The organism is Myxococcus sp. MH1 (genome assembly GCF_059738865.1).
The window spans coordinates 6929444-6943628 of record NZ_AP026947.1 but is presented as its reverse complement, the minus strand read 5'-3'; the positions used below and the strand labels follow the sequence as shown (position 1 = coordinate 6943628).

The window sequence follows — 14185 nt, the reverse complement described above, 5'->3', positions numbered from 1 at the left end:
TCGGGGCCCTGTCTCCTTGACGCACTGGGGACCCTTCGCTACGAAGGCGCGATGACTACAATCGTCGGTGTCGTAGGCCGTGAGATAATCGACAGTCGCGGCAATCCCACTGTCGAAGTCGACGTCATCCTGGAGAACGGCATCCGCGGTCGCGCCGCCGTTCCCTCCGGCGCCTCCGTCGGTACGCACGAGGCCGTGGAGCTGCGGGATGGCGACAAGCGCCGCTACCTCGGCAAGGGCGTGCAGAAGGCCGTCGCGGCGGTGAACAACGAGCTGTTCAAGGCGGTCCGCGGCCTCAACGCGGAGTCGCAGCTCGAAATCGACGAGACGATGATTGCGCTCGACGGCACGCCCAACAAGGCCAAGCTGGGGGCGAACGCCATCCTCGGCGTGTCGCTGGCCGTGGCCAAGGCCGCCGCCGCCGCGCGCGGGCTGCCGCTCTACCGCTACGTGGGCGGCGTCTCCGCCAGCCTCCTGCCCGTGCCGATGATGAACATCATCAACGGCGGCGCGCACGCGGACAACGCCATCGACTTCCAGGAGTTCATGATCATGCCCGTCGGCGCGAAGTCGCTCGCCGAGGCGGTGCGCATGGGCGCCGAGGTCTTCCACACGCTGAAGAAGGGCCTGTCGGAAGCGGGCTTCGGCACCAACGTCGGTGACGAGGGCGGCTTCGCCCCCAACCTGACGTCCGCCGAGGCCGCGCTGGACTTCATCATGAAGTCCATCGAGAAGGCCGGCTACAAGCCGAACGAGGACATCGCCCTGGCGCTCGACTGCGCCGCCAGCGAGTTCTACAAGGACGGCGTCTACGACTACGAGGGTGAGGGCAAGAAGCGCTCCGTGGAAGAGCACGTGAAGTACCTGGAGAGCCTGGTGGCGAAGTACCCCATCGTCTCCATCGAGGACGGCCTGGCCGAGGACGACATGGCCGGCTGGAAGCTGCTCACGGACCGCATCGGCTCGAAGGTGCAGATTGTCGGCGACGACCTGTTCGTCACCAACGTCAAGCGCCTGTCGGACGGCATCAAGAACGGCATCGCCAACTCCATCCTGGTGAAGGTCAACCAGATTGGCACGCTGTCGGAGGTCATGGCCGCGGTGGAGATGGCGCACAAGGCGGGCTACACGGCCGTCATGTCGCACCGCTCCGGTGAGACGGAGGACGCGACCATCGCGGACCTGGCTGTCGCCACCAACTGCGGGCAGATCAAGACCGGCTCGCTGTCGCGCGCGGACCGCACCGCCAAGTACAACCAGCTCATCCGCATCGAGCAGGAGCTGGGCAAGCAGGCCCGCTACGGCGGCCGCTCCGTGCTGCGCGTTCGCGGCTGAGCCCGACGCCAGGGGCCGCGGGGCGAAAGCCCTCGCGGCCCTCCTGGCCCGGGCCTCACGCGGCGAGCCCCAGGTTTCGCCGCACCGCCGGCTGCCTCACCTTCCAGATGAGGCTGTCGACGATGTAGTGGTGGAAGTTGAGCGTCTGCACGATGAGCAGGCTGGCCGCTGGAATCCACGACAGTCCGCGCAGGATGAACGTGTAGAGCAGCGCGGACAGCGCCACGCACACCACCAGGTACTGGAGCATCCGCCGGCTCTGGCTCAGCGTGGACAGGAAGCGGTGCTCGGGGCTGACCTGCTCCTTGAAGCGCCGGTTGTGGAACAGCCAGACGATGAGGATGTACTGGGCGTTGTGCCACACGTTGAGGCCCAGCCAGCCCGTCTCCAGGCTCGGGATGACGAAGTAGCCCACGGCGAACATGCCCGCGTGTGTGGCCAGGTAGAGCGTCTGGGCGGGGCTGCCCGCGCCCGAGCGCAGCGCCCGCGCCTGGAGCACCGCCCACGCCGCGAAGGCCACCAGCGCGCACGCCGCCGCCGCCCACGCCGCCTCCCAGGGCACCGGCAGCATCCGCACCTCCAGCTTGAGGAAGGTGGTGGAGCCCTGCGCGGAGCGGTAGAGCAGCCCCGCGAGCGGCAGCAGGTAGAGCATCCACGCGGTGGCGGGGTTCTCCGCCGCCGGCCGCTTCGAGGCGCGGTCCAGGATGCGGCTGACGCCGTAGCTCTGCCTGAGGTAGTGCCACCCCTGCCAGTAGAAGTAGATGGACATCAGCGGCCAGACGCCGCCCGACTGGTACACGGCGAACGTCGCCGCGAAGACGAGCCCCGGCAGCACCCACAGATGGAAGCGGTGCTGACGCCGGCTCTCCGCGTCGAACCCCAGCCGCGTGAAGGTCGACACCACGTGGTGGTAGCCGAGCAGCCACACGTCCACCATCAACAGCACGGGGAACAGCGACGGCCGCGCCAGCGCCGCCAATGAGAACGCGAGCCCCAGGCCCGCCGTTCCGAGGATGAAGAAGAGGTCGAACCTGGGATTGCGAACCCAACCCCAGGACAGCGTCGCGGCGTCCGTTCGTGTGCTCACGGCTCGCGATGATAGGGCTTGTTCGTAGTTCATGTAAAACGTGCAATGTCGGCAAGTGTGGTCATGGGCAATCAGGGATGATTATTCTTCTGGGCGCGTAAAGAGATGTCGGAATGTTTTGATTGTCTTCTCAGGTGACACGGATTGATGCAGAGTGCGCGCATCTCCAGGCTGAGGGAGCGCCCGTGAAGACACTCCTCGTCACCCAGGCGGACCTGCGCAGGCTCGTGCACGAAGTGGGAATCGATGTCCTGATGGACCGGGTCATCGAGTCGGTGGAGACGGCTTTCCGAACGTTCGACCTCGCGCGCACGGAGCTGCGGCAGCGCGAGGGCTTCACGCTGCGCAACGCCCGGACAGGCGTGCTCGAGTGGATGCCGGTGATGCGGCAGGGTGAATCCATCACCATCAAAGTTGTCGGCTACAATCCGATGAATCCCAGACACTATGGGGTTCCCACCATCATCGCGACGAACAGTGTCTATGACTGTGCAACGGGCCACCTGACGGCGCTGGTGGACGGGGTGCTTGCGACGGCGCTGCGCACGGGGGCGGCGTCCGCCATCGCCAGCCGGCACCTGGCACATCCGGAGAGCCGGGTGGTGGGGCTGGTCGGCGCCGGCGCCCAGGCGGTGACCCAGCTGCATGCACTGTCGCGGTTGTTTTCCATTGAGAGGGTGCTTGTCTTTGACGTGGACCCGGTGGCGCAGCGCTCGTTCGCGGGGCGGGCGGCGTTCCTGGGATTGGATGTCCGCGCGGCGCCGTTGGAGACGGTGGAGGCGGAGGCGGACATCGTGTGCACGGTGACGTCGGTGGGCGTGGGAGAGGGGCCGGTGTTGGAAGACGGGCGGCTCAAGCCGTGGGTGCACGTCAACGCGGTGGGCTCGGACCTGCCGGGGAAGCTGGAGCTGCCGCGCTCGCTGCTGGAGCGCAGCCTGGTGTGTCCGGACTTCCTGCCGCAGGCGCTGGTGGAAGGAGAGTGTCAGCAGCTGCGGCCCGAGCAGATTGGCCCGGGCATCATCGAGGTCGTCCAGCATCCCGAGCGCTTCGGGGAGTGGCGGGAGCGGTCCACGGTGTTTGACTCCACGGGGTTCTCGTTGGAGGACGAGGCGGTGACGGGCGTGCTCATCGAGCTGGCGCGACGCCACGGCTTGGGGCTGGACGTGGAGCTGGAGTGCCTGGCCGGTGACGCGATGAATCCGTACGACCTGCTCTTGCCGGAGCCTCAGGGGCAGCCCGGGCAGGGGGCGCCAGAGGGGCCTCGGCCCACGATTCGAGTGGCGTGATGATGCGGAGCGCGCCGTCCATCGCCACGAAGCCGGAGCGGACGAGCCGTCGGCCTCCGCTGACGCACCAGCCGCATGGCGGCGTGGCGGAGCAGTCCTTCGCGCAGCAGCGGCTGTGGTTCCTCTCGCAGCTCGACGCGGGCGGAACGTCCTACAACGCGCCCTTCGCGGTGCGGCTCACGGGCCGGCTGGACGTGGGAGCGCTGGAGGGCGCGCTGCGTGACGTGGTGCGAAGGCACGAGTCACTGAGGACGACCTTCGGCGAGGTGGATGGGAAGCCGGTGCAGCGGATCCACGACGAGGTGGAGCTGTGGCTGGAGGTGGAGGAGGTGGCGGCCGCGGACGTGCTTCCAAGGGTGGAGGAGGAGGCCCGGCGTCCGTTCGACCTGGAGCGAGGGCCGCTGCTGAGGGCGAAGGTGCTGAGGGTGGGCGCGGAAGAGCACGTGCTGGTGTGGGTGGTGCATCACATCGTGTTCGATGGGTGGTCGGTGCGCTTGCTGGAGAAGGAGGTGGGAGAGGGGTACGGGGCGAGGGTGAGAGGGGAGGCGGTGGAGGCCGCGAGACTGGAGGTGCAGTACGCGGACTACGCGAGATGGCAGCGGGAGTGGCTGAAGGGGGAGGTGCTGGAGAAGCAGCTGGGGTGGTGGAAGGAGCAGCTGGCGGGAGCGCCGCCGGTGTTGGAGCTGCCCACCGACAGACCGCGTCCCGCCGTGCAGACCTATCCGGGCGCCCTGAAGTGGATGCCGCCCCTGCCGGCCCTGGAAGAGAGGCTGCGGGAGCTGGGCCGGAAGGAAGGGGTGACGCTGTACATGACGCTGCTGGCGGCGTTCCAGGTGCTGCTGGCGCGTCACAGCGGGCAGCGGGACATCGTCGTGGGCTCGCCCTTCGCGGGGCGCGGGCAGCGTGAGCTGGAGGGCGTGGTCGGGTTCTTCGCCAACATGCTGGCCCTGAGGGCCCAGGTCGAGGACGTCCCGTTCCAGATGCTGCTGCGTCAGGTCCGCAAGACGTGCCTGGAGGCCTTCGCAAGGCAGGACGTGCCCCTCGAACAGCTGGTCGAGGCACTGCAGCTGGAGCGGGACCCGAGCCGCTCGCCGCTCTTCCAGGTGGCCTTCGTGCTCCAGGGAGAGCCGTCCGCGGCGCTCAGCCTGCCGGGGCTCGTCGCGACGGACATCCCGCTGGAGCCGGGCGTCTCCAAGTTCGACCTCACGCTGTTCGCGCGCGAGACGAGCCGCGGGCTGGTGACGTACTGGGAATACAACACGGACCTCTTCGACGAGGAGACGGTGACGCGACTGGCGGAGCGCTACGTCGCGTTGCTGGAGGCGGTGGTGGAGCGCCCCTCGTCGAGCGTCTTCGAGCTCCCGCTCGTGAGCGCGGCCGAGCGTGGGCTGCTCCTGACGGAGTGGAACGCGACGCGGACGGAGTATCCGCGCGACGCGAGCATCCCCGCGCTGTTCGAGGCACAGGTGTCCCGCACTCCGGACGCCGTCGCGGTGGAGTTCGAGGGCGAGCGCCTGACGTACGCGGAGCTGAACCGGCGCGCCAATCAGCTCGCGCACCACCTGTGTCGACTGGGGATCGAGCCCGGGAGTCGGGTGGGGCTCTTCGCGCGACGCTCGTTGGAGATGGTGGTGGCGACGCTCGGCATCCTCAAGGCCGGGGCCGCGTACGTTCCATTGGACCCGTCGTATCCGGACGAGCGGCTGTCCTTCATGTGTGAGGACTCGGAGCTCGCGGCCTTGCTGGCACCGGACGCGGCCTGTCCGTGGCTCGTCTCGGGTTCGGTGAAGCTCGTTCCCTTGGAGCCCACGGGGGCGGCGTTCGCTCACGAGCCCGAGGTCGACCTGGCGTTGCCCTTGCCGCCGGAGTCGCTCGCCTACGTCATGTACACCTCCGGCTCGACGGGGCGGCCGAAGGGCGTCTGCGTTCCGCACCGCGCGGTGGTGAGGTTGGTGAAGGGGAGCCGCTTCGCGGAGCTGGGACCGGAGGAGGTCTTCCTCCAGCTCGCGCCCATCTCGTTCGATGCCGCGACGCTGGAGCTGTGGGGGCCGCTGCTCAATGGCGCGAGGCTGGTGGTCTTCGCGCCGAGGACACCCTCGGTGGAGGAGCTGGAGGCGGGGCTGGCGCGAAGTGGCGTCACCACGCTGTGGCTGACCTCCGCGCTGTTCGAGCAGGTGATGGCCACGCGTCCCGAGGCGCTGTCCGGGGTGCGTCAGCTCCTCACGGGCGGCGACGTGGTGTCGCCCTCCGCCGTTCGCGCGCGTCTGGCGCGAGGGGGAGTCGTCATCAACGGGTATGGGCCCACGGAGAACACCACGTTCACCACGTGCCATCCGTTGACGGCGGGCTCGCGGGTGGACGGCGCCGTGCCGATTGGTCGACCCATCTCGAACACCCAGGTCCATGTGGTGGACGCGGCGATGTCGCTCGTCCCCGTGGGTGTCTGGGGCGAGCTGTATACGGGCGGCGATGGGCTGGCGTGGGGATACCTCCGTCGTCCGGAGCTGACCGCCGAGCGGTTCGTCCCGAATCCGTTCAGCGCGGAGCCCGGGGCGCGGCTGTACCGCACGGGAGACCGGGCGCGGTGGCGGCGGGATGGGACGCTCGAGTTCGCGGGGCGGTTGGACGGACAGGTGAAGCTGCGCGGCTTCCGCATCGAGTCGGGCGAGGTGGAGTCCGTGCTCGCGAGCCACCCGGACGTGCGCGAGGTGGCGGTGGTGGCGCGCGAGGATGGCCCCGGAGGACGGTGGCTCGTCGCGTACTGTGTTCCCTCGGAGGGGGCGCTCCCGAAGTCCCAGGAGCTGCGCGCGTGGGTGCGTGCGCGGCTGCCCGAGTACATGGTGCCCTCGGCCATCGTCATGTTGCCGGGCCTGCCTCTCACGCCGAACGGGAAGCTCGACCGGAGGGCGCTGCCTTCCCCCGGGGTCGAGGGCTCGCGGCGTGAGTACGTGGCGCCTCGCACGGCGATGGAGCAGGTGGTGGCGGAGGTCCTGGCCCCGCTGCTGGGCCTGGCGCGGATGGGCGTGGAGGACGACTTCTTCGAGCTGGGCGGACACTCGTTGCTGGCCACGAGGGCCATGTCGCGGCTGCGCGAAGTGGTGGGACGTGAGCTGCCCGTGCGCGTCCTGTTCGAGTCTTCGACGGTGTCCCGGCTCGCGGAGCGGTTGGAGGAGGACCACGAAGCCCAGCGCAGTCCCCTCACGCACCAGCCGCACGGTGGCGTGGTGCCGCAGTCCTTCGCGCAGCAGCGACTGTGGCTCACGTCACAGCTCGACACGGGAGGCATCTCCTACAACGTCCCGTTCGCCCGACGACTCACAGGCCGGCTGGATGTGAGGGCGTTGGAGGGGGCGTTCCGTGACGTGGTGCGAAGGCACGAGTCCCTGAGGACGACCTTCGGTGAGGTGGACGGGAAGCCGGTGCAGCGGATCCACGAGGACGTGGAGCTGTCGCTGACGGTGGAGTCGGTGTCCGCGGCGGAGGTGCTGCCGAAGGTGGAGGAGGAGGCTCGGCGTCCGTTCGACCTGGAGCGAGGGCCGCTGCTGAGGGCGAAGGTGCTGAGGGTGGGGGATGAAGAGCACGTGCTGGTGTGGGTGGTGCATCACATCGTGTTCGACGGGTGGTCGGTGGGGTTGCTGGAGAAGGAGCTGGGAGAGGGGTACGGGGCGAGGGTGAGAGGGGAGGCGGTGGAGGCCGCGAGACTGGAGGTGCAGTACGCGGACTACGCGAGATGGCAGCGGGAGTGGCTGAAGGGGGAGGTGCTGGAGAAGCAGCTGGGGTGGTGGAAGGAGCAGCTGGCGGGAGCGCCGCCGGTGTTGGAGCTGCCCACCGACAGGCCGCGTCCCGCGGTGCGCACCTATCGCGGTGCACTCAAGCGCGTGACGCTCTCGCACGGTCTGGAAGAGAGGCTGCGGGAGCTGAGCCGGAAGGAAGGGGTGACGCTGTACATGACGCTGCTGGCGGCGTTCCAGGTGCTGCTGGGGCGCTACAGCGGGCAGGGCGACGTGGTGGTGGGGACGCCGATATCGGGGAGGAACTGGAGGCAGGTGGAGGAGCTGGTCGGCTTCTTCGTGAACACGTTGGTGGTGAGGGTGGAGACGGGAGGTGCGAGCTTCAGGGAGTTGCTGAGGAGGGTGAGGAAGGCGTGTCTGGGGGCGTTCGCGCACCAGGACCTGCCCTTCGAGCAGGTGGTGGACGCGCTGCAGCCGAGCCGGGATTTGAGCCGCTCACCGCTCTTCCAGGTCATGTTCGTCATGCCCGGCGAACTGGCGCCCCTGGCGCTCGAAGGAGTCACGTCGGAGGAACTCGACTTCGAGCCGGGCGTGTCGAAGTTCGACCTCACGCTGTTCGCGTGGGAGACGCCGCGCGGGCTGGTGACGTTCTGGGAATACAACACGGACCTGTTCGACGAAGAGACGGTGTCGCGGATGGCGGGCCACTACGGACGCTTGCTCGACGCGGTGGTGGAGTCCTCGGAGCAGCCCATCTCCGCGCTCCCGTTGCTCGATGCGACGGAGCGTCGGCACCTGCTGGTGGAGTGGGGCGCGCGTCGCGACGCGACCTATGTGCCGGGCCTGATGCACCAATGGGTGGAGGCCCAGGTGGCGCGGACGCCTCACGCGGAGGCGGTGACGGACGGCACGCGCTCGTTGACGTACGCGGAGCTGGACGCCCGCGCGAACCAGCTCGCGAATCACCTGGTGGCGTTGGGGGTGCCGCCCAACGGCTCGGTGGGGCTGTGCCTGGACCGGAGCAGCCTCGAGATGCCCGTGGCGGTGCTGGCCACCCTCAAGGCCGGAGCGGCCTTCCTTCCCCTGGACCCGACCTGGCCCACCGAGCGACTGCGGCTGATGTTGGAGGACACGGAGGCGCCGGTGGTGGTGGCGCAGGCGCACCTGGTCTCCGCGCTGCCCTCGGGGACGTCGGCGCGGGTGTTGAGCCTGGAGGACGAGGCCGCCGCCATCTCGCGCCGCCCCACGAGCGCGCCTTGCGTGGACCTCTCCGTGGAGACGAACTGCTACTTCGTCTACACGTCCGGGAGCACGGGGCGACCGAAGGGCATCGTCATGTCCCACCGCGCGGTGGGCAACATGCTCTGGTGGTTGCTGAAGCGGACGGTGAAGCCGGACGCGACGACGCTCCAGTTCGCCTCGCTCAACTTCGACGTCTCCTTCCAGGAGATGTTCGGCACCTGGTGTCTGGGTGGCCGCGTCCTGCTCATCACCCCGGCGCTGCGACAGGATCCTGGCGCGATGCTCCGGTACATGGTGCGTCACCAGGTCGAGCGGCTCTACCTCCCCTTCGTCGCGCTCCAGGCGGTCTGCGACGCCGCTGCGTCCGAGGAGGTGCTGCCTCCCTTGACGGAGGTGGTGACGGCGGGAGAGCAGCTCCAGGTGACGCCCGCGCTCGTGGCCTTCTTCGAGCGGCTCCCGGGATGCGTGCTGGAGAACCAGTACGGGCCCTCGGAGGCGCATGTCGTCACCGCGTGGCGGGCCTCGGGACCTCCTTCCTCGTGGCCCGCGCTTCCGCCGGTGGGCGTGCCCATCACCAACGTGCGCCTGTACGTGTTGGACGCGAACGGCGAGCCCTGCCCCATCGGTGTCCCGGGTGAAGTGGGCGTCGCGGGCGCGAGTCTGGCGCACGGCTACCATGGCCGCCCCGATTTGACCGCGGACCGGTTCCTCCCGGACACGCTCGAGGGCACGTCGGGTGAGCGCTACTACCGCACGGGAGACCGGGCGCGGTGGATGGCGGACGGGAACCTGGAGTTCCTCGGGCGCCTGGATGGACAGGTGAAGCTGCGGGGCTTCCGCATCGAGCTGGGCGAGGTGGAGGTGGTGCTGCGAGCGCTGCCCGGTGTGCGGGACGCGGTGGCGGTGGTGCGCGAGGACGTGCCGGGAGACCGGCGCCTGGTGGGCTACGTCGTGTTCCAGGACGGTCACACGCTGACCCCGGCGGAGCTGCGCGCGCACCTGCAGGCGAAGGTGCCCGAGTACATGGTGCCCTCGGCCTTCGTCGCGCTCCCCGCGTTGCCGATTGCCCCGACGGGGAAGGTGGACCGCAAGGCGTTGCCGGTGCCGCGCGTGGAGGAGTCACGCGGTGGCGACGTGGCGCCACGCACGGCGATGGAGCGGGTCGTCGCGGAGGTGTTCGGTCCGCTGCTCGGCTTGGAGCGCGTGGGCGTGGAGGCACACTTCTTCGAGCTGGGGGGGCACTCGCTGCTCGCGACCCAGGCGGTGTCCCGCTTGAAGGACGTGGTGGGGCGAGACCTCCCCGTCCGTGTGCTCTTCGAATCGCCCACGGTGGCGCAGCTCGCCGAGCACCTGGAGGATGTCCTCGAGGAAGCGAGGGGTGCACCTCCGCCCGCGCTGACCTGGAGACCGCACAACGGCGTGGTGGAGCAGTCCTTCGCGCAGCAGCGACTGTGGTTCCTCTCGCAGCTCGATGCGGAGGGCTTCTCGTACAACATGCCCTTCGCGGTGCGGCTCTCGGGTCGGCTGGACGTGGGCGCGCTGGAGGGCGCGTTCCGTGACGTGGTGAGAAGGCACGAGTCCTTGCGGACGACCTTCGGTGAGGTGGACGGGAAACCGGTGCAGCGAATCCACGAGGACGTGGAGCTGTCGCTGAAGGTGGAGCCCGTGGCCGCGGCGGAAGTGCTGGAAAGGGTGGAGGAGGAAGCCCAGCGCCCGTTCGACCTGGAGAGAGGGCCGCTGCTGAGGGCGAAGGTGTTGAAGGTGGGGGATGAAGAACACGTGCTGGTGTGGGTGGTGCATCACATCGTGTTCGACGGGTGGTCGGTGGGGCTGCTGGAGAAGGAGCTGGGAGAGGGGTACGGGGCGAGGGTGCGAGGGGAGTCGGTGGAGCGCACACCGTTGGACGTGCGGTACGCGGACTACGCGAGATGGCAGCGGGAGTGGCTGAAGGGGGAGGTGCTGGAGAAGCAGCTGGGGTGGTGGAAGGAGCAGCTGGCGGGAGCGCCGCCGGTGTTGGAGCTGCCCACCGACAGACCGCGTCCCGCGGTGCAGTCCTTCAACGGAGCGCACCTGTCGCTCCGGATTCCTCCCGAGCTGGCGGGCGCGCTGCGGGAGCTGAGCCGGAAGGAAGGGGTGACGCTGTACATGACGCTGCTGGCGGCGTTCCAGGTGCTGCTGGGGCGCTACAGCGGGCAGGGCGACGTGGTGGTGGGGACGCCGATATCGGGGAGGAACTGGAGGCAGGTGGAGGAGCTGGTCGGCTTCTTCGTGAACACGTTGGTGGTGAGGGTGGAGACGGGAGGTGCGAGCTTCAGGGAGTTGCTGAGGAGGGTGAGGAAGGCGTGTCTGGGGGCGTTCGCGCACCAGGACCTGCCCTTCGAGCAGGTGGTGGACGCGCTGCAGCCGAGCCGGGATTTGAGCCGCTCACCGCTCTTCCAGGTCATGTTCGTCATGCCGGGCCCCACGGTGCCGGTGTCGCTCCAGGGGCTCGGCGTCGAGAGCCTCGCCTTCGAGCCGGGCATGTCGAAGTTCGACCTCACGCTGTTCGTCCAGGAACAGCCCCAGTCGCTGGTGACGTCCTGGGAATACAACACGGACCTGTTCGACGAGGAGACGGTGTCGCGGATGGCGGGGCACTACCTCCGGTTGCTCCAGTCCGCGCTCGCCCAGCCCGCGCAGGACGTGGAGACGCTGCCGCTGCTCGCCGAGTCCGAGCGGCACCGGCTGCTGGTGGAGTGGAACGCCACCGAGGCGCCACTTGCCTCCGTGAGCCGGGTGAACGCGCTCTTCGAGGAGCAGGCCGAGTGCACTCCCGACGCGGTGGCGGTCCGCTTCGGGGAGCACGTGCTCACCTACGGCGAGCTGAACCAGCGCGCGAATCGACTGGCGAGACTCCTTCGCAGGGAAGGCGTGGGCCCCGATGTGCCGGTGGGGCTGTGCGTCCGTCGCTCCCTGGACCTCGCGGTCGGTGTGCTCGCCATCCTCAAGGCGGGTGGCGCGTACGTCCCGTTGGACCCGTCCTATCCGCGCGAGCGACTGGCGTGGATGCTCCGCTTCTCCAGGGCGCCGTGGTTGCTCACGCAGTCCTCCCTCGCAGACCTCGTGCCGGATGGGGCGGCACAGCTGCTGCTGCTCGACACGGAGGCGGCGCGCTTCGAGGACGAGGACCCGGAGGACCTCCCGCCACTGGCGGGGCCGGAGTCGCTCGCCTATGTCATCTACACCTCGGGTTCGACGGGAGACCCGAAGGGCGTGGCCATGCCCCATGGGCCCCTGCTCAACCTGGTGCAGTGGCAGCTCGGCGCCTCGCGCCTGCCACAGGGGCGCACGCTCCAGTTCTCCGCGCTGAGCTTCGACGTCTGCTTCCAGGAGCTGTTCTCCACCTGGGCGGCCGGCGGGGAGCTGGTGCTCATCCCCGAGGAGCTGCGGCTGGACGCACGTGCCCTGCTGGAGCACCTGGAGCAGCATGGCGTCGAGCGGCTGTTCCTCCCCTTCGTCGCGCTCCAGAACCTCGCCGAGGTGGCGGACCGGGACGGGCTGGCGCCGGGTCGACTGCGCGAAATCATCACGGCCGGAGAGCAGCTCCGAGTGACACCCGCGCTGCGGCGCTTCATCGGCCGCCTGCCGGGCTGCGTGTTGCACAACCACTACGGGCCCACGGAGTCCCACGTGGTGACGGCCCACACGTTGGAGGGCGACCCCGCGTCCTGGCCGGACCTGCCGCCCATCGGTCGTTCCATCTCGAATGCGCGTGTGCACGTGCTCGATGCGCGAGGCACTCCGGTTCCTCCGGGTGTCCCCGGCGAGCTGTATCTCGGCGGCGCGGCGCTGGCGCGCGGCTACCTCCACCGTCCGGACCTGACGATGGAGCGCTTCGTCGCGGACCCGGTGGGCCTTGCTCCAGGCTCACGGGTGTACCGGACGGGAGACTTCGCGCGCTACCTCTCCGACGGCACCCTCGAGTTCCTCGGCCGACGCGACGCACAGGTGAAGGTGCGCGGCTACCGCATCGAGCTCGCGGAGGTGGAAGCCGCGCTCGCACACCATCCCTCGGTGAAGGACTGCGTGGTGGAGGCGCGCGCGGATGGCTCGGGGCTGTCGCGGCTGGTGGCCTATGTCGTGGGCACGGACGGCGCGGAGCCCGAGTCGAGCGCCCTGCGCGCCTTCCTCCAGGAGCGGCTGCCGGACCACATGGTTCCAGGCCACTTCGTGATGTTGGACTCGCTGCCCCTGTCTCCCAGCGGCAAGGTGAATCGCCGGGCCTTGCCCACGCCGGACGCGGACGTCACCCGACGGGACACGGCGCCCCGGGTTCCTCCGAGGACCTCACTGGAGCTCCAGCTCGTCCGGGCCTGGGAGGAGACGCTCGGCGTGCACCCGGTGGGCATCCGCGATGACTTCTTCGAGCTGGGTGGCCACTCGTTGCTGGCCATGCGCCTGCTCGCGCGGATTCGTGAGCTCACGGGCCGAGCCCTCCCCGTGGCCGCGCTCTTCCAGGGCGCGACGGTGGAGCGCATCGCGGCCCTGGTATCGAGTCGCGCGCCTGCGGCCAGCTCGCCCCTGGTCCAACTGCGCGGCGGGACGAAGCGCCCCTTCTTCTGCGTCCATCCCGTGGGTGGCACCGTGCTCGCGTACGCGGAGCTCGCGCACCTGCTGGGCGCGGACCAGCCCTTCTTCGGCCTCCAGGCGCCCGGCCTCGATGGGGAGACCGCGCCGCTCGACAGCGTGGAGGCCCTGGCGGAGCGCTACCTGCACGCGATTCGCGCGGTGCAGCCACAGGGCCCCTACCTGCTCGGGGGCTGGTCCCTGGGCGGGACGCTCGCGTTCGAGATGGCCCAGCAGCTCCAGGCGCGCGGAGAGTCGGTGGACCTGCTGGTGCTCATCGACACCTATGCGCGGGCCCACGCGGGAGGAGCGGTGGACCCGTCCTGGCTCGAACCCGCGCGGTTGGGCGCGCTCTTCTTCCGGGACGTGCTGCGCTCGGCGGGAGCCTGGCTGCCGTGCTCCGAAGACGTCCTCGCGAGCCTTGCCCCCGAGGAGTCGCTGGGCGTGCTGGAGGACGCGGCGCACCGTGTCTCGGCGCTCCCTGAAACAGGGCTCGCCGCGCTGCGCGCCGTGTTCGAAGCCAACCTCCGCGCCGCCTGGCGCTACGTGCCCAGGCCCTACCCGGGAGCGCTGGTCTCCATCGAATCCGCCGAGTCACCTCGCGCGCACGAATGGGAGCTGCTCGCCAGGGGAGGCGCGGCCGTCCACACGCTGCCCGGTGACCACTACGCGTTGCTGCGCGCCCCGGGAGTTCACACCCTCGTCACGCTCCTGCGTGACGCGCTGGAACGTTCCCACGCCCGGACACTCCCACGGAGTGTGTCCGCGTGAGCACGTCGATACGCCGTGCCGAAATACCTGAGAAATGTGGCCTTGCTGCACTCACTTGTGTTTCAGGGCTTGTCTTGACGACTGGAATGAAGACTCACACACTGCGCCGATTCAGCAAAAGAGGAGCA

The 14185-nt window shown here is 69.3% G+C and carries 4 protein-coding genes; 3 read left to right on the top strand and 1 reads right to left on the bottom strand.

Annotated elements, in window-relative coordinates:
• The first annotated feature begins 51 nt into the window (after positions 1–51).
• On the top strand, positions 52–1335 hold the full coding sequence (gene eno / locus AC6JA9_RS26970) for a phosphopyruvate hydratase (protein ID WP_497958048.1): 1284 nt from the start codon (positions 52–54) through the stop codon (positions 1333–1335).
• A 55-nt stretch (positions 1336–1390) separates the two neighbouring features.
• Here the strand turns inward: eno and AC6JA9_RS26965 are convergent, their stop codons facing one another.
• The gene (locus AC6JA9_RS26965) at positions 1391–2422 is read right to left on the bottom strand and encodes a hypothetical protein (protein WP_223751654.1); all 1032 of its coding nucleotides are present in this window, start codon (positions 2420–2422) and stop codon (positions 1391–1393) included.
• 185 nt (positions 2423–2607) lie between these two features.
• On the opposite strand from AC6JA9_RS26965, the gene AC6JA9_RS26960 reads away from it, so the two are divergent.
• Both AC6JA9_RS26960 and AC6JA9_RS26955 read left to right on the top strand, forming a co-directional pair.
• Positions 2608–3708 (top strand): ornithine cyclodeaminase family protein, encoded by a 1101-nt coding sequence (locus tag AC6JA9_RS26960; protein ID WP_223751655.1) that lies wholly within the window; start codon positions 2608–2610, stop codon positions 3706–3708.
• Entirely contained in the window at positions 3708–14057 is a 10350-nt protein-coding gene (locus AC6JA9_RS26955; protein ID WP_497958047.1) for a non-ribosomal peptide synthetase, read from the top strand. Before AC6JA9_RS26960 ends, AC6JA9_RS26955 begins: the two co-directional genes overlap by 1 nt.
• Positions 14058–14185 lie beyond the last annotated feature (128 nt).